The 15,297-nt window shown below is 70.7% G+C and carries 17 protein-coding genes; 8 read left to right on the top strand and 9 right to left on the bottom strand.

All coding sequences use genetic code 11. The features are described 5' to 3' along the window. Both D7X99_RS24640 and D7X99_RS24635 read left to right on the top strand, forming a co-directional pair. On the top strand, positions 1–531 hold a 531-nt coding region (locus tag D7X99_RS24640; protein WP_304997775.1), incomplete at its 5' end, for a glycoside hydrolase family 19 protein. A 134-nt stretch (positions 532–665) separates the two neighbouring features. Beyond that, complete coding sequence (locus D7X99_RS24635) at positions 666–2,141, top strand: hypothetical protein (RefSeq protein ID WP_147476249.1); 1,476 nt, start codon at positions 666–668, stop codon at positions 2,139–2,141. An 18-nt stretch (positions 2,142–2,159) separates the two neighbouring features. Here the strand turns inward: D7X99_RS24635 and D7X99_RS24630 are convergent, their stop codons facing one another. After that, positions 2,160–2,936 (bottom strand): hypothetical protein, encoded by a 777-nt coding sequence (locus D7X99_RS24630; RefSeq protein ID WP_121779916.1) that lies wholly within the window; start codon positions 2,934–2,936, stop codon positions 2,160–2,162. Positions 2,937–3,048: 112 nt separating this feature from the next. After that, positions 3,049–4,068 (bottom strand): GNAT family N-acetyltransferase, encoded by a 1,020-nt coding sequence (locus tag D7X99_RS24625; protein ID WP_121779915.1) that lies wholly within the window; start codon positions 4,066–4,068, stop codon positions 3,049–3,051. A 164-nt stretch (positions 4,069–4,232) separates the two neighbouring features. Between D7X99_RS24625 and D7X99_RS24620 the strand changes: the two genes are divergently transcribed. The 4 genes from D7X99_RS24620 (at position 4,233) to D7X99_RS24605 (ending at position 7,097) form a co-directional block, all read left to right on the top strand. Next, positions 4,233–4,658, top strand: coding sequence for a nuclear transport factor 2 family protein (locus tag D7X99_RS24620; protein WP_121779914.1), 426 nt, complete (start codon positions 4,233–4,235; stop codon positions 4,656–4,658). A gap of 186 nt (positions 4,659–4,844) precedes the next feature. Beyond that, positions 4,845–5,642, top strand: coding sequence for a hypothetical protein (locus D7X99_RS24615; protein ID WP_121779913.1), 798 nt, complete (start codon positions 4,845–4,847; stop codon positions 5,640–5,642). Positions 5,643–5,721: 79 nt separating this feature from the next. Continuing rightward, positions 5,722–6,294 (top strand): YceI family protein, encoded by a 573-nt coding sequence (locus D7X99_RS24610; protein WP_121754203.1) that lies wholly within the window; start codon positions 5,722–5,724, stop codon positions 6,292–6,294. Beyond that, positions 6,291–7,097 (top strand): ubiquinol-cytochrome c reductase iron-sulfur subunit, encoded by an 807-nt coding sequence (locus D7X99_RS24605; protein WP_121779912.1) that lies wholly within the window; start codon positions 6,291–6,293, stop codon positions 7,095–7,097. The genes D7X99_RS24610 and D7X99_RS24605 overlap by 4 nt, the downstream gene beginning before the upstream one ends. A 55-nt stretch (positions 7,098–7,152) precedes the next feature. Here the strand turns inward: D7X99_RS24605 and D7X99_RS24600 are convergent, their stop codons facing one another. The 3 genes from D7X99_RS24600 to D7X99_RS24590 form a co-directional block, all read right to left on the bottom strand. Beyond that, positions 7,153–8,223, bottom strand: coding sequence for a CBS domain-containing protein (locus tag D7X99_RS24600; protein WP_171805444.1), 1,071 nt, complete (start codon positions 8,221–8,223; stop codon positions 7,153–7,155). A 125-nt stretch (positions 8,224–8,348) separates the two neighbouring features. Beyond that, on the bottom strand, positions 8,349–9,458 hold the full coding sequence (locus D7X99_RS24595; RefSeq protein ID WP_121779911.1) for an ArsA-related P-loop ATPase: 1,110 nt from the start codon (positions 9,456–9,458) through the stop codon (positions 8,349–8,351). Then, positions 9,455–10,408, bottom strand: a complete 954-nt coding sequence (locus D7X99_RS24590) for an ArsA-related P-loop ATPase (RefSeq protein ID WP_346729783.1) — start codon at positions 10,406–10,408, stop codon at positions 9,455–9,457. Before D7X99_RS24590 ends, D7X99_RS24595 begins: the two co-directional genes overlap by 4 nt. A 376-nt stretch (positions 10,409–10,784) precedes the next feature. Between D7X99_RS24590 and D7X99_RS24585 the strand changes: the two genes are divergently transcribed. Beyond that, positions 10,785–11,207 (top strand): STAS/SEC14 domain-containing protein, encoded by a 423-nt coding sequence (locus tag D7X99_RS24585; protein WP_147476248.1) that lies wholly within the window; start codon positions 10,785–10,787, stop codon positions 11,205–11,207. 16 nt (positions 11,208–11,223) lie between these two features. Here D7X99_RS24585 and D7X99_RS24580 read toward each other — a convergent pair whose 3' ends face one another. Further along, entirely contained in the window at positions 11,224–11,907 is a 684-nt protein-coding gene (locus tag D7X99_RS24580) for a hypothetical protein (RefSeq protein WP_120577708.1), read from the bottom strand. Positions 11,908–12,066: 159 nt separating this feature from the next. Between D7X99_RS24580 and D7X99_RS24575 the strand changes: the two genes are divergently transcribed. Continuing rightward, positions 12,067–12,489, top strand: a complete 423-nt coding sequence (locus D7X99_RS24575) for an STAS/SEC14 domain-containing protein (RefSeq protein ID WP_121779909.1) — start codon at positions 12,067–12,069, stop codon at positions 12,487–12,489. 85 nt (positions 12,490–12,574) lie between these two features. Here D7X99_RS24575 and D7X99_RS24570 read toward each other — a convergent pair whose 3' ends face one another. From D7X99_RS24570 to D7X99_RS24560, 3 genes are all read right to left on the bottom strand, one after another. Continuing rightward, entirely contained in the window at positions 12,575–12,994 is a 420-nt protein-coding gene (locus D7X99_RS24570) for a hypothetical protein (RefSeq protein WP_121779922.1), read from the bottom strand. 195 nt (positions 12,995–13,189) lie between these two features. Then, the gene (locus tag D7X99_RS24565; RefSeq protein ID WP_121779908.1) at positions 13,190–13,660 is read right to left on the bottom strand and encodes an NUDIX hydrolase; all 471 of its coding nucleotides are present in this window, start codon (positions 13,658–13,660) and stop codon (positions 13,190–13,192) included. Then, the gene (locus D7X99_RS24560; protein WP_121779907.1) at positions 13,657–15,177 is read right to left on the bottom strand and encodes a DUF2380 domain-containing protein; all 1,521 of its coding nucleotides are present in this window, start codon (positions 15,175–15,177) and stop codon (positions 13,657–13,659) included. The genes D7X99_RS24565 and D7X99_RS24560 overlap by 4 nt, the downstream gene beginning before the upstream one ends. Between the last annotated feature and the right edge of the window lie 120 nt (positions 15,178–15,297).

Below are 15,297 nucleotides of genomic sequence, written 5' to 3'. Positions count from 1 at the left end.
GGGAAGGGCGGGGTGACGGTGGCGCAGCTGCGGCGGATCATGCCGAACCTGTCGCAGGCGAAGGCGGAGCAGTACCTGCCGCATCTGAACAAGGCGATGGCGGAGGCGAACATCAACACGCCTCGGCGCAAGGAGATGTTCCTGGCGCAGTTGGCGCATGAGAGCGGCGAGCTGCGCTACATGGAGGAGATTGCCTCCGGCGCGGCGTACGAGGGCCGCAAGGACCTGGGCAACACGCAGCCGGGCGACGGCAAGCGCTACAAGGGGCGGGGACCCATCCAGCTGACGGGCCGCGCGAACTACCGTGCGGCGGGCAAGGCGCTGGGCATCGACCTGGAAGGGCACCCGGAGCGAGCGAAGGATCCGGACGTCGCGTTCCGCATCGCGGGTTGGTACTGGGGCTCGCGCAACCTGAACAGCTACGCGGACGCGGGCAACTTCCGCGAGGTCACCCGCCGCATCAACGGCGGATACAACGGCCTCGCGAGCCGCGAGATGTACTACCGCCGCGCGCAGGACGTGCTGGGCTGAGCCCGTCTGGGGCGTGGGACCCGGGTCTCACGCCCGGGCGCTCGGATGCGAAAGGGTGCCTGTGATTCCGGGCACCTGACCGTGGCGCACTGGCTGCACAGGGCACGGGCTCCTCCTTCCTCGGAGCGAGCCTGATGTCCCGAATCGATGCGCCCGGTAGCAGTCCCCTGTCCCCCGAACCCACGCTTCCTGAACCCGATGCACCCGCGCCCGAACTCCGCGTGGGCACGACCGCGTCCCGCAGGACCTCTGTCAGTGAGAGCAGTGCGTCCTCGCCCTCGCGCAACGAACTGCGGCCCTATGACGGTCCCCCCGTTGCTCCTTCCTCCCCTCGTGCCTCCACGCACGCGGAAGGCCCTGCCGTATCCGCGCGCGAACTCGCGGCGATGGGCGGCCGGCTGCGTCCCCCTTCCGCCCCCGTCCCCGAGGACGTCTATGCCTCGGTCCGCTCGCACCTGACGCGCAGCCTGTCGAACCCGTTCCTCACCGACAGCGATGTGAAGGCCACGCATGATGCGCTCGGCTCCGTGCCTCGCGATGCATACCGAGCCACGCTGGACCGCATGGACCGTGACGGGCTGCTCTCCACCTACGTGTCCCGGATGGATGCTCCGTCGCGCCAGGCCTTCCTCGAACAGGCCTCGTCCAACGGCGTCCTCTCTCGGCGTCCGGGCGGCGTGGAGGGACCGCTCGGCATGCCTGGACGCCCGGAGACCTTCGCCAATGATCAGAAGCTGCCCGCTGCCCTTCGCGATGCGGTGAACGCCCACGCCACCGACACCGGCCGCGCCGCTGTCGTCGCCTACGACGCCTACCTGCAACGCTACGGCGACGCCGTGGCCCAGGCCGGCAGCCTCCAGGCCCTTCGCGTGCTCGGGCCTCCTCAGTCGCTGGACCTGCGTGAGACGTCGCTCGGCCTCTCCTGGTCCGACCCCCAGCGCGAACGCTACGAGTCCGAATGGAAGGCCGGCCTGGGACGCCCCCGACACTCGCTCGTCCAGGCCTACGAAACCGTCACCGCCCGCGCACAGGTCCTCTCCGGAGAACGTCCCGCCGGTGCCTTCGTCTCCGCCGAGGCGAGCGCGTCCCACGAGATGATCCAATTCAAACGCACAGCCCATGCCTCCGCGCGCGGCACCACCGGCGTCCAGACGCAGGCGGGCATCGCCTCGAAGGCCGGTCCCCTGGGCCTGGAGGTGATGATGGACGCTCACGGCAAGACGGAGGCCCAGCTCCAGGTGGACCTGGGCATCGCCAGCGTGAGCCGCGACTCGGAGGGCAAGGTGGAGCTGTCCCTGGGCGCGGGCCCTCATGCTCGCGCCCACGCGGCTCTCAACCCTCGCACCGCGGAGTTCGGCGGCGGCGTCTCCTTCGAAGTCTCCGACAAGTCCGGCCAGAGCCGCGCCGGCCTCAAGCTGGGCTACGGCCTGCGCGGCCTCACCCCCGAGCGCGCCACCCAGGCCGTCCGCAACGATGTCCCCGGCCTCTTCAGCCGCCCCAAGGACCTGGACCCCGGCGTCGCCTGGGAGGCCCTGCCCGCGGAGCGCCGGGCCCTCTACGAACGGCAGGGCTGGACGCGCGAGGAGTGGGCCCAGGACTCGCGGCGCTGACTCCCTCGCGCGGTGCGCTCACGGAGGAGGCGCGCGCTTCGTCGGCGCCTCTTCCTCCTCGGCTTCCGGGCGCAGGGAGATGGCGGTCCACAGCGCGAGGTGCCACGGGACGAAGAGCAGGGCCACGCCATTCGTGAACAGGGCCAACGGGAGGGCGACCAGGAGCCACACCACCGCCGCCGCCCACAGCACCACCGAGCTGATGGACTGCATGTCCCTCGACCGTGAGTGGTGGCCCACCAGCGAGAGCACGGTGAAGAGCCAGAGGACCGCGCCGATGCCGAGCATGACCTCGGTCGCCGCCTCCATCCGGGAGTACGCGAGGAAGAGCCACACCGCAGCCAGCGCCCCCGACTGGTACAGCAGGCTCACCACCGCCAGGGTGATGTTGCCCGCACTCAGCCCCACCGCCCTGCCGTCAGCGCCCTTCGCCTCCACCAACTCGGGCGGCAGCTCCATCGCGTACGGATAGCCCATGGCGAGCAGGGCCTCCTTCGCCGCGTGCCGCACCTTCATCCCGCCCGAACCCGTGTAGTCCCCCACCGGGTTGCTCCGGTCCAGAAGCCCCAGCAGCAGATCCGCCCGCTCCCGCAGGGGTTCGTCCGGCGCGGGTGGACGGCCCAGGCCCACGATGAGCGCGTCGATGTCCGCGCGCACCATCCCCGGCGAGCGCACCTCCTCCAGCAGGAACGTCAGCGGCGGGAACGACTCCGCCGCGATGGAATCGGGAACGTCGGCGGGCGCCTCGTCGACAGAGGAGGGCAACGGCTCGGAACGGAGGGCTTCCTGGGACATGGGTGCTCCTAGAGGACAGTCATCCTCCGGCGGAAGCCCGCGAGCAAGAGGGGCACCCCCCACCCTCGGGTACCACGAGGAGACAGTGCCCGTGGAGCCGCCTCCGGCCCCTTCAGCGCAGGAACTTCTCCACCACCACCACGTCGTGCCACCTGCCGTCCACCCGTGCGTGCTTCTCGTGCGTGCCCACCGTGGTGAACCTCAGGCGTTCGAACAGCTTCAGGGTGTGCTCCTGGTTCGCGCGGACGCAGGTGGTGAGCTTGTGGAAGCCCGCGCCCTCCGCGGCCTTCAGCAGCGCCTTTAGCAGCAGCTCGTCCACGCCCCGGCCCCGGACGTCCTTCGCCACGAAGAGGCTGAAGTCCGCGATGTCCGCGTAGCACTCGCGCGAGCTGTAGGCGCGGGTGGCGGCACACGCGACGACGCGCCCGTCCTCCTCCGCCACCAGCACCGGGTGCCGTCCGTCCTCCTCGCCTTCGGACGGCGCCTCGAAGGCCGTGGGGCGCTTCGCGAGCGACTCGTCCTGGAGGTCCGCGATGGCGTCCCGGTCCTCGGGCGTGGCGGGCCGCACGGTGGGCGGGGGCGGGCCCGCGCGCGGTGGCACCGGGGCCTCCAGCGGCGGCGGAGCCCGCATGACCATCAGGATGGCGCACACCAGCGCCAGGTGCCACGGCATCAGGAGCGCCGTGACGAACTCCCCCTGGAACAGGGCCACCACGGCCAGCAACGCCCAGACCACCGCCTGGAGCAGGAACCACGCCGACGCGTCGGACTGCCGCTTCAGGTTGCCCCTCGTGAGGCCCCACAGCGACACCAGCGAGGGGAACAACACCAGGAAGGCCACGGTGCCGTAGCCCTTGGTCAACAGCGCCCCGAAGTCCCACGGCGTCACGTTCGCGAGCGGCATCGCCCGGCGCAGTTGGTACAGCGCGCACAGCGCCACGAAGACGGCGCTGCGCCAGCTTGGCGGCGAAGGCTCCACGGCCGCGGGAGCCGGGGCGTCGGACGCTGCCTCACCCTCGACCGTCGCTGTCACGGGAGGAACCAGGCCCAGCAGGGCCGCCTCGGCCTCCTGCCAGGACTGTTTCTTGGGGGCGGTGGCCGACGGCTCGGGGCGGTGGGCCTCCTGGGACATGACAGCGTCCGTCTTCCATCACCGGGCCACCCGGGAGCAAGGGGGTGGGGCCTCCGTCCGGAGGACGAGGGAGCGGCCGCCGACGTCAGGTCACCTCCCCCTGGCGTGCGCACCCTTCCCGGGCACACCCCTGATTTCTCTTTCGCGACGAGCGAGGACACCCGATGCCGATGGAACGAGCGCAGCGGTTCGTGGACGCACTGTTGAAACTGGAGGAGCACGGCGACATCGAGCCGATGGTCGCCCTCTTCGCCGACGATGCGCAGGTGAGCAACGTCGCTTCACCTCACGTCTTCTCTGGCATCGACGGCGCCCGTCGCTTCTGGACCGAGTACAAGGCCACCCTCGGCCAGGTGAAGTCCACCTTCCGCAACATGATCGAATCCGGCGACCGCGTGGCCCTCGAATGGGAGACGCAGGGCACCGCGCGCGAAGGGGCCGCCGTCGCCTACGAGGGTGTCTCCATCATCGAGTGGGACGGCGACCGGGTCCGCCGCTTCTTCGCGTACTTCGACCCGCACGCCCTGGGCCAGGAGCTCGCGCACGGCACGGCGCCCCGCTCGGAGGTGCCCTCGACGACACCGGCCTGACACGGACGCAACTTCCGGCGGTCCCTGGGGTTTCTTATGGCTTCGGCCATCCAGGGACATGCCGGCATCGCAAGGTTCACCCGGACCCTGTGTGCACTTCAGTGCACCCGAACCGCGAGCCGGGGTAGCCTGGAAAGACATGGCCCCCTCTTTTTTCGACGGGCCGCGTCGTCCCCCGGGAACCCCATGATGACCCGCGTCATTTCCCCCCTCCTGGCCGTCATGCTCCTGGCGGCCTCGCCCGCCGGCGCGGCCCTCGCGCCGGACGCCCCCGTGATGGTCGCCGCGGCGAAGCGCAAACCCGCGAAGCGCCAGCCCACGCCGGTACCGCCTCCCCCGCAGGAAGCCGCGCCCTCGGTCCCGGCGCCGGTGACGCCGGACGTCACGCCGCCCGTGTCCGCCACGCCGGAGTCCGGTTCGACGGGCTCCGCCGCGCCGCAGGACTCCAGCGCCACGCCGTTGTCCGAGCCCAGCCTGGACTTCGACCTGCTCACGCCGGAAGCGGAGGCGTCCGCGGGCCTGCTGGACCCGAACCTGCAGAAGGACCTGGAGACGCGCCGCACCATGCTCAAGCTGCACCAGGGCCTGGGCCTGGCCATGGCGGGCGGTCTCACCGCGGCCACCGTGCTGGGGCAGATCCAGTTCAGCCGTTCATTCACCGACGGCGGCGGGGATAACCGGTCGCTGCTCGCCTGGCACCGGGGCGTCGTCATTGGCACGTCGCTGCTGTTCGCCACCGTGGGCACGCTGGGCATCCTTGCTCCGGATCCGGTGGAGCGTCCGTTCCAGTGGGACACGGTGACGTTCCACAAGATCTTCATGAGCCTGGCCACCGCCGGGATGATTGCCCAGGCGGTGCTGGGCATCCTGGCCACCCACAGCTACGGCGAGATCACGGAGCCGAAGTACGCCACCGCGCACCAGGTGGTGGGCTATGCCACGTTGGGCTGCGTCGCCGCGGGCATCGTCACGCTCACTTTCTGACCCGAACCCCCCTGTCGTGAATGTCTCCTCGCGCCGGCCGTTGTGCGGAGACAAGACGTAGCCCCCCCTGGAGGACGCCGTGATTGCTCGACGACTCGTTCTTTCCGCTGCCCTGCTGCTCGCGCTCCCCGCCGCCGCGCAGAACGCGAAGATGTACTCGGTGAAGAAGGACGCCAGCTCCCTCACCTACAAGCTCATCCACAAGATGCACACCGTGTCCGGCAAGGCCGCCCCCAGCGAGGGCAAGGCCGTGCTGAAGCCGGACGGCACCATCCAGGTGGCCGTGCGCGCGCAGGTGAAGGACTTCGACTCGGAGAACTCCAACCGCGACACGCACATGCTGGAGGTGACGGAAGCCGCCAAGTACCCGCTGGTGGAGGTGAAGGCCGTGGGCACCGGCGTGAAGCCGCCCGCCACCTTCCCGGGCTCCGTGCCGGTCACCCTCAAGGGCAAGCTGACCTTCCACGGCGTGACGAAGGACGTCGAAATCCCCATGACGGTGAAGTTCGACTCCGCCACGCAGGTGACGGCGGACGGGTCCTTCAAGATCAGCCTGGAGGGCTACAACATCGAACGCCCCACGCTGCTGCTGGTGAAGGTGGAAGACGAGCTGGTGCTGGAGCCGCACCTCGTCTTCACGGAGGGCACGTGAGCTCGTCGCGTCGAGACTTCTTCAAGAAGCTGCTGGGAACGGGCGTGGTGGTCGCGGGCCTGCCGCCCGCGTGCGCGCCGAACATCGACCCCTCGCCCGTGCTGGACGTGACCACGCCCGGCGAGGACGGCATCGTGTCGCTGGTGGTGCAGCGCTATCCGGACCTGTCCCGCGCGGGCGGCTCGGTGACGCTGCGCTTCCCGAAGGAATCCGGGCAGGAGAACCTGCTGGTGGTGCACCCGTCCGCGGACACCTACGCGGTGCTGTCCGCCACGTGCACCCACGTGGGTTGCCCCATGGGCTTCGACGGGACGGAGGCCGTGTGCCCCTGCCACCTGTCGAAGTTCTCGCTCGACGGCCAGGTGACGCAGGAGCCCGCCACGGTGCCGCTCAAGACGTACGTGGCCACGTACAACGCGGGCACGCAGGTGCTGAGCATCAACCTCAAGGCCGGCAGCGACAACTTCCCGTCGGTGGTCGACGGGAAGGTGACGCTCACCTTCGCTGAGTTCCCCGACCTCCAGAACACGGGCGGCATGGTGAGCGGCAACCCCACCGGCTACGGCAAGACCATCTTCGTCTTCAAGCTGGCGGACGGCTCCTACTCCGCGGTGGACTCCGTCTGCACGCACCAGGGTTGCGAGGTGGGCTTCGACGCGGGTCTCGACGAGCTGCTCTGCCCGTGCCACGCGTCCACGTTCAGCAAGACGGGCGTGGTGGACCCCGGCGGCGCGGCGACGGTGAACCTGAAGACGTTCACCGCGACGGCGGACGCGTCCGGCGTGGTCGTCTCCATCGCCTGAATCACCGAGGCCAGGACGGGAGGCCCTCGAGCCTCCCGTCTCCTCGGGCCTGTCCTCAGCGCAGCCGGCTCCAGAACGAGCGCCGGGACGAGATGCGCTCCAGTGCCTCCTGCAGCTCCTCGTCCTGATCCGCGCGGCTGGCGATGTCCCCCAACGCGATGATGCCCACGAGCCGATCGTCGGGCTCCACCACGGGGATGCGGCGCACCTGGCGGCGGCCCATCAGCTCGATGACGCCGTGCAGGTCCTCCTCCGGCAGCACCGCCTCCAGGTCCTCCGTCATCACGTCCGCCGCGCGCAGGCCATCCACGGCGCGCTGGCCCGCGAAGGCGCGCAGCGCCAGGTCGCGGTCCGTGACCAGTCCCAGCAGCCGTCCCTCCGCGTCCACGATGGGCACCACGCCGCAGTCCTCGTCCCGCATCAACTGCGCCACCTCTCGCAGGGAGCTGTCGCGGCGGGCCGTGCGCACCTGGCGGGTCATGATGTCGCGCGCGGAGAGCGGCTCGCGCTTCCATCGGCGGAGCGAAGCCCCGGACGCGGTGGACGGGTCGCGGGAGGCGCGGAGCCTCGGGTCCAGGGGGAAGGTCTCCTCCCGACGAGGGGCCTGCCGTTCGCGCAGGTTCGGGTCCTCGCGCCACGCCGATGCCTCGCGGCGCGGGCGGTCGCGCAACAGGGGCTCCTCGCCGCCGTAGCCGCTGCGGTCCCACTCGCGGTAGTCGGCGCGCTGGGGCTGCATCTCCTGGACGGTGTCGTCGCCCTGGGTGCGCCGCGGGCCCGCGCCGTTGGCGTAGCGCACGTCCCGGTCGTCGCGGCCGTAGGGGCCGGTGGTGCCGCCGTCGCGCTCGCCCTCGCGGTCCGCGCGCCAGGTGCCGGTGTCGTCCACGTCCGTGCGCACGCGGCCCAGGCGCCATGCGGCGGCGCGGTGGAAGCGCCCCTGGCGGTCGGCGGGCGGCTCGTCGCGCGCGGGGCTCCAACCGCTCACGTCGGACTCCGCGCGCTCGCGCGAGCCCGGCGGCGCCACGTCCGGTGAGCGGTGCGTGGCCATGGCGTCGGTGGGAGGCGTGGAGATGTCCGCGCGCCCCAGGTCATGCCTGCCGTTTCCGTTGCTGTAGTCCTTGGTCCCCATGTGCGTCGCAAGCCTCCTCGACTTGCGAACATGGGAAGCGCGCCCGGACGCGCAAAGCTCCAGCCGGCCAGGTGCGGCGCCGCCCGCCCGTCTGCCCTGGCACGGGAGGCATCCCGAGCGGGACGTCAGACGACGGTGAGAGCGTCTCCCAGGTGCACCAGCCCCCGGAAGTCCTCCAGGTCCGCGCCCGCGTCCGGCGCTGCGATGGCCAGCGCGCCCCGGGGCAGCCCTTCAGCCAGCCTCGCCAGCAGCGAGCGGTGCGCCGTCGCGCGCGCGTCCTCCATGCCCGCCAGGTGCTCCAGCGCGCTGACCGCGTCCGTGTCCACGGCGTTGTTCGCGTGCGGTTTCAGCGCGGCGGCCGGAGCCAGGCCGTCATCCCGAGCCCAGCTGCGGTTGAGGACGTAACCCGCGAAGGGCAGCCCCTTGGCCTGGAGCGCCTCCTGGAAGAAGGTGGCCTCGCGCAGCGCCGCGGCCTCCGGCGACGTGACGAGCAGGAACGCCGCTTCCTTCGACGACAGGTGCTCCCGCAGCCGGTCCGCATGCAGGCGGATGCCGGCGAACAGGCCTCCGAAGGCGGCCACGAAGGTGCGCATCTCCTGCGCGAAGCCGCCGCCGAAGATGCCGTCCAGCACCTTGCCCACCAGCGCCTGCGCGCCCTGCCACAGCCTGCCCGTGCGGCCCGAGTCCGGACCGAAGAGGGAGATGATCCGCTCGTCCAGGAAGCGAGACAGCCGGCCCGGGGCGTCCAGGAAGTCCAGCGCGTGGCGGCTGGGCGGGGTGTCCAGGACGATGAGGTCGTAGTGGCCTTCCGCGATGAAGCCGTCCAGCGCCTCCGCGGCGGCGTACTCCTGCACGCCCGCGACCAGCTCCGACAGGAAGCGGTACAGGCGGTGCTCCAGGATGGTGCGCGCGGCGCTCTCCGTGGCGGACATCCGGCGCACCATGCGCTCGAAGACGATGCGCGGCTCCAGCATCCACACGTCCAGCCGGCCCTCGCCGCGCGGGCCGTCCGCGTACAGGCGCTCCGGAGGCACGGTGGTGGGCTCCGCGCCGTTCTCCTTCAGCCCCATGGCCTCCGCCAGCCGCCGCGCCGGGTCGATGGTGAGCACCAGCACCTTGCGCCCCGAGCGCGCCGCGGCCACGCCCAGCGCCGCCGCCGTCGTCGTCTTGCCCACGCCACCCGCGCCGCACAGCACGAGGATCCGCTTGTCGCGCAGCATGCCGTCCAGGTTCATGGCGTGGCCTCCCGGCCGTCGTGGGACGCGGCTCCTTCGAGTGTGGACTCCAGGAGCTCCGCCAGCCGCTCCACCAGCGCCACGCCCGTCAGCGCCAGCTCCGGCAGGCCCCAGTGGGGCACGCTCACGCCCGCCGCCAGCCGCTGCCGGGCCAGCCGCGCGCGCTCCAGCCGCTCCAGCGCCCGCTGCCCCCGGTGCGGCCCGTGCGTCTCCAAGAGCCGCTCCAGCGCCGCGCGGGACTCCGGCGTGAAGGGGTCCTCCGGCATGCGGTTGAGCACCGCGGCGGACAGGGGCAGGCCCACTTCCTTGAGCTCACCCACCAGCGCCAGCGTCTCGCTCACCGGCAGGGGCTCCGGCAGCGTGGTGAGCACCACGCCCGTGCGCGCGGGGTCCTGGAGCAGGTCCAGCCCTTCACGCACCGCGCGCCCCACGGGCCCGCCCGGCATCAGCGACAGGATGCTCCGGGGCAGCGTGGCCAGCGCCAGCGCGTGGCCCGTGGCGGGCAGGTCCACCACCGTGAGCGGGTGCACCCTGCGGCCGTCCGGGTGCGTGAGGCGCAGGAGCGCCAGCAGCTGGAACATCAGCCCCATCTCCTTGAGCGCGGGGCCCGCCTCCAGGAAGCGCCGCAGCGCCCGCGAGCGCAGCGCGGCCTCCGCCAGCCACTTCAAGGGCAGCGTCTCCTCCAGGAAGAGCCGGTGGCCCTCCTGCGCGGACAGGCGCACGAAGGACAGGTTCGGCCCCACCGGCACCACGCGTGGCCCGGCCTCCTTCGCGCCCACCAGCCCCGAGAGCGTGGACGGGCCGCCCTCGTCCGGGGACAGCTCCGCCAGCAGCACCGGCCGGCCCGCGCGCGCCGCCGCCACCGCCAGCGTCGCGGAGAGCGTCGTCTTGCCCACGCCGCCCTTGCCCGACACGAGCACGGCGCGTCTGCTCCACAAGGACTCCAGCACCACGCCCCCATCCTCCGCGCCAGCGGCGCGACCCTTCACGGTGAGCAAGGAAGCGCGTCCCGACAACCGGCCGGGGATGCGCCCAGGGGCGACCGTCCGTCAGGCCGCCCGCTCCACGAGCATAGCGGCTTTCCGCCCACGCCCCGTCGCGTCCCTTCACCGCGCTGACCCGTTCGTGACACAGCCCGTGCCGTGCCGCGCCCGGGACGCCTTGACACGCTGTGCGGGGATTGACCCGGCCCGGGAGGACACGTGGCGTGCGCGTGCGCGTGACCCTGAGGGTTGGACGGGCGGATTCCCTCGGAAAGAAGGGGTCACGGACTGGTGACGGGCCCCGGGTTTTGGGTACCCTGAGGCCCTCTGCGTGGGAGAGGGCATGGCGGTGATGCGGGAGTGGGTCTTCGGGACACAGCGTGTCTCGCTGGAGTCCTCCGACATCCTCTGGACCAAGGTCCGGGGATCGTTTTCAGAGACGGACGTGCGGGAGCTGGTGGACGTGTTCCACGAACTGGGAGTGGGCCCGGACAAGCCCCTGTACCTCGTCGTGGACCTGAGCAGCTCCGAGGGGCTGTCGGTCGCGCCGCGCAAGTACCTGGCCGAACATGTGCGCCCCGCGTGGTTCCGCGCGGTCGTCTTCTTCGGCGCCAAGCGCACGCACCGCGAGGTGCTGCGCGCGCTCGTGGTGGCGCTCAACTTCATCGGGGGCACGAAGCTGGAGGCGGAGTTCGTGGACTCGGAGGCCCAGGCTCGCGCGTGGCTGGAAGCCCACCGGCGCCGTCAGGAAGCGGCGCCTCGCTGACGGCGTGTGGGGCCCGTCAGTGGACGGCCCAGCGCTCGGCGATCTCCTCGCACGCGAGCACCACGTCGCCCAGCCGGCGGATGTGCGCGCGCGGCGCGACGAACAGCGAGCCCGCGAACACGTCCACCACGGTCATCAGACGGTGGTCCGCCGGGCCCAGCCGGCACAGGTGCTGCTCAGAGAAGCGCTGCAGCAACGTGCCAATGTACTGGCCGCTCCGCTCGTCCAGCGGCTGCGTCTTGGAGAAGTAGAGCTTCATCAACCCCACGCGCGGGTTGCCGTGCTTGTCCAACCGCTGCACCACCACCTCCGGGCGCACGCTGATGGTGACGCCGGCCATCTCCAGCACGGGCGGCTCCGCGCCCACCGCGCTGATGATGGCGTCGTCCAAATCCAACCACGGCACCAGGTCCGCGAAGCGCTCCAGCGCCTCCGAACACAGTTGCATGCGCTGCGCCTCGAACTCCGTCTGCGGCACCGCGCAGGCGAACCGGCGCTGGGACTCCCGCAGCACGTTCATGTCCAGGCCCCGGCAGAGGAAGTCCGTGATGGCATGGGACGCCTCCGGATAGCGCAGGTACTGGGCATCCGGCGGGTGCTTCTGGTCGTGGATGATGCGCTTGCGGCGGGCGGGCGTGGCGACCAGGTACTCGCCCAACTTGTTCACCGAGACGCGCGGCAGTTCACGGGTTTCCGTCATGGTGTTTCCCCCTCAGGAATGCTGTCGGAATGGGTACACAGTACAGAGGGGGTCTGACATCCAATGGACAGCCAGACCTTGTACGGAAGGGCAGGGGCGCTTCCCTGGACAGGAGGGGTCGGGCGTAGGGTTCTTTCCAGTCGCTGGGGGGAGGACCGCATGGAGCAACAGATTCGCGAGTGGACGTGTGGCGCGCACCGGATTCGCATGACGGCGCCAGACGTGTTGCACACGAAGTACACGGGCGTCGTGGGGTTGCAGGACGCGAAGTGGGCGCTGCGCGTCTACGAGGAGATGGCGGCGCAGGGGCCGTTCTACCTGGTGGCGGAGGTGCCGGGCTCGGAGCTGCCCGCCGAGTCGCGCAAGTACCTGGCCAACAACGTGCGCGCGGAGTGGATGCGCTCGGTGGTGTACGTGGGGTCCGACCTGTCACAGCGCGTGGTGGGCAAGGCCATGTCCGTGGCCATGCTGCTCACGGGCCATGCGGCCAGCTTCGACACGGTCTTCGTGGACACGCTGGCGCAGGCCGAAGCGTGGGTGGAGGCGCACCGGTTGGATCACGCCCCGCGCCGCGTGGGCTGAAAGCCGCGGGCCTCCGGACGTGACGAAGGGCCAGGACGGGGCGGAAAAGCCCGGTTCCTGGCCCTCGGTGTTTCCGGCGCGACTTTCAGCGCTCGCGGTCGGGCATGCGGTCCGGGTGGCCGTAGCGGTACACGTCGGACACCGGGTTGGTGCCCGCGTCGCTGCGAGGTCCGTCGCCGTCCGGCATGTCGTCGAGCGAGGCCCCCGGGGCGCGCTCGCGAGGGTCATACGGACGCAGGCCGCTGGCGTCGTGGAGGCGCAGGTCGCGGTCGTCGGCGTCGTCCCCGGCGCGGAGGTGGACGCCCTTCTCGTCGGCCTCGGTCAGCTCGCTGCGGGGCTCGCGCTCGTCGTCTGCTTCGTCGGAGCGCTGGGGTTTCGGATCCTCATGGGGCGCGGAGCCCTGGCCTTCGCGCGGGGGCTCGCCGTCTTGCCGCGGAGTTGTCGGACGCCCGTAGAAATCCTCGGCGGGCTGCGGGGGTGCGGGACGCTTGTCGTTGCTGGCCATGAAGGATTCCCTCCGTCGGAGGAGGTTCGTCATCGCCCCTTGTGTCCGGCAACCCGCTCCGGAATCGCCCGCCCGGGCCCGGAGGGCGGGCAGCCAGGCATCAGGGCCCTCCCGAGCACGCGGGCTCCTTGTCCTGATCGAAATCGCGATCCGAGTCGGTGGCCCATGACAGGCTTGAAGGGACGCCGCTTCCGGTCAGGCTTCGTCGTCCGGCAAGAGCGTCCGGAGAAGCTCGTCGTCGGGACCGAGCGGACGCCATCCAGCGGGGGGAGGGTTGGCGAGCAACGCATCTCCGGCCCGCTTCGCACGCCCCTTATGCGTCTCGGGGGTATAGGCGATCCAGCGACCAAGCGCCTTGGCGACGGCGAATCGGTTCTCGTCGTCAAGCACACTCGGCCATCCGTCGGGAAGGCTTTGAGTCAGCATGCGCGCGAGAACATCACGCACAAAGCGCGTCACCTGCTTGTGCTGCTCCGCCTCGTAGAGCAAAGCACTCAAGAGCTGTACCCCTGCAACGTCATCCGGTCCCAGCTCTTCGGCCAGAGCCACTAACGATACGGTAGGACGAGCATTTGCAAAGGCGGTGAGTGACTCGTACCCACGCTTGCGTACCCGTTCGTACAGGCGTGCCGTGATGTTGCCCCGCCAGGCTTCTCCGCCGCTCATCGACTTCTCCCGGTGACGAAGTTCATCGGGACTCTGTACTCCTTCATGTTCTCCGCAACGATGTTCAGGACCTGGCTCCTCGTCAACCTCCGGGCAGCCAGGTTCTCCGCTTCGCGTAGAGCCTCCATGATCAGCCGATTCCACTCACCGGGCCATGTGCGCCCCAGCTTCCAGTTCCCCCCACCGTGAATGGCCTCGTGGTGGGCCTGCTCCAACCGGACGCAGAACGGGTCGATGTCCATGTCGCCCTTGAAGCCGCGTTGCTCGAACCACTCGCGGTGCTCTTGCGGGAGCACATGGTGCTTCGGGGCGTCCGACATGCCCGCCCCCGCCCTGCCCGTCACGCGCATGCCGCGCACCTCCGGGCTGTCCCCCAGCGCGTCGCGCACGCCCTTGGGGAGGTCCCGGTGCGCCTGGGTCATCGTGACCTGTCCGCCGTGAATGAGGACGGCCGCGCCGACGGCAGGCACGGAGATGACGCCCGCCCGCACGAGCCTTCGCATCATCTCCACCCATTCGGCGGAGACCACCAGTCGCGAGCCCACCATGACGCCGCCTGAACTCATCACAAGGCCCACACCCAGCGTCGCAGGGGCCGAGGGCGGCACGCGTGGCATGGCCATCTTCATCGTGGAGATCATCGTGACCATCTCCACCGCCTGCATCGCCGCGATGACCTGACCGCCAAGCTTCAGGGGCTCGCGGGTCTCCCGTTGGAGCGTGTCGAATTCACGCGTCAGCTTTCCCATCAGCGCGGGCATCGAGGTGGTCGTCGCCTCCACCCGCTCCGGGTCCAGTGAGGCGAGGTCCGTCAGCGTGGGCTCCATCAACCCCTGCACGCGATGAAGGTCCACGAAGAGCTTCTCGGCGCTGCACATGGGGCAGTTTCTGAGAATGGCGTCCGCGAGGTGGAGGAAGTCCACCCAGGTGGCCAGCAGGAGCGTCCCGAACTGAGCCGCCTGGAGCTTTGGCCCCGTCATGCGCAGCAGGCCCAACTCCATGTCAGTGTCGCCAACTTCCGAGGCCGCCTCCGTCAACGCGGTGGCGCTCCCAAGCGCGCCATGAAGCCACGTCACCTGCTTGGAGCCCTGGTCGAGGTAGCGCGTGAAGACGCCGGTGAGGCTGAAGCCCCAGAGGTCCGGAGGACGGGCCGCCAACTGGGTGAACGCGGCCTCGACGCGGGACAGGGAGCCCTTCACGTCTTTCGTCGCGTCGAGGACTGCCTGCCGCGTCAATGCATTGCTCCGGGCCCCGCCCCCGACAGCGCCGTCTCCCACGGCGGTCACGTCGTCACGCGGCTGCTGGCGGCGCAGGAGCCGTTGCTCAGACCCGGAGAGGACGCGTGGGAGAGCGTTCCATGCGCGCGGGGGCTCGTCGTTCGGAGCCTCCACCCAGGCGGGCGAGGAGTCCTCTCGCGGCGCATGGCTCAAGCTTCGGCCACGCCCATGCGTTTGCGGCACGGAGGCGCATCCCATGGCCATCAGCACCAGGGCCAGCAAGAGGGCATCAGCGCGCATGGTCCACCCCCAGGCCCACCGAGGCGAAGGCCCCCGGCCGCGGCGTCCCCTGCGGCGTGGGGGAGAGCAACTTCGTGTCATTCGCATCCACGCCCCCTGGGCGTGACACCTCCCAAGGAG

The organism is Corallococcus sp. AB032C (assembly GCF_003668935.1).
Classification (GTDB): domain Bacteria; phylum Myxococcota; class Myxococcia; order Myxococcales; family Myxococcaceae; genus Corallococcus; species Corallococcus exiguus.
Note: the sequence above shows the minus strand (reverse complement) of the source record. Positions and strands in the feature narration are given on the sequence as shown.

Excerpts from the sequence above, each read along its gene's own strand:
- D7X99_RS24635 (WP_147476249.1), top strand. The coding sequence starts at position 666 with ATGTCCCGAATCGATGCGCCCGGTAGCAGTCCCCTGTCCCCCGAACCC.
- D7X99_RS24630 (WP_121779916.1), bottom strand. The coding sequence starts at position 2,936 with ATGTCCCAGGAAGCCCTCCGTTCCGAGCCGTTGCCCTCCTCTGTCGAC.
- D7X99_RS24625 (WP_121779915.1), bottom strand. The coding sequence starts at position 4,068 with ATGTCCCAGGAGGCCCACCGCCCCGAGCCGTCGGCCACCGCCCCCAAG.
- D7X99_RS24620 (WP_121779914.1), top strand. The coding sequence starts at position 4,233 with ATGCCGATGGAACGAGCGCAGCGGTTCGTGGACGCACTGTTGAAACTG.
- D7X99_RS24615 (WP_121779913.1), top strand. The coding sequence starts at position 4,845 with ATGATGACCCGCGTCATTTCCCCCCTCCTGGCCGTCATGCTCCTGGCG.
- D7X99_RS24600 (WP_171805444.1), bottom strand. The coding sequence starts at position 8,223 with ATGGGGACCAAGGACTACAGCAACGGAAACGGCAGGCATGACCTGGGG.
- D7X99_RS24595 (WP_121779911.1), bottom strand. The coding sequence starts at position 9,458 with ATGAACCTGGACGGCATGCTGCGCGACAAGCGGATCCTCGTGCTGTGC.
- D7X99_RS24585 (WP_147476248.1), top strand. The coding sequence starts at position 10,785 with ATGGCGGTGATGCGGGAGTGGGTCTTCGGGACACAGCGTGTCTCGCTG.
- D7X99_RS24580 (WP_120577708.1), bottom strand. The coding sequence starts at position 11,907 with ATGACGGAAACCCGTGAACTGCCGCGCGTCTCGGTGAACAAGTTGGGC.
- D7X99_RS24575 (WP_121779909.1), top strand. The coding sequence starts at position 12,067 with ATGGAGCAACAGATTCGCGAGTGGACGTGTGGCGCGCACCGGATTCGC.
- D7X99_RS24570 (WP_121779922.1), bottom strand. The coding sequence starts at position 12,994 with ATGGCCAGCAACGACAAGCGTCCCGCACCCCCGCAGCCCGCCGAGGAT.
- D7X99_RS24565 (WP_121779908.1), bottom strand. The coding sequence starts at position 13,660 with ATGAGCGGCGGAGAAGCCTGGCGGGGCAACATCACGGCACGCCTGTAC.
- D7X99_RS24560 (WP_121779907.1), bottom strand. The coding sequence starts at position 15,177 with ATGCGCGCTGATGCCCTCTTGCTGGCCCTGGTGCTGATGGCCATGGGA.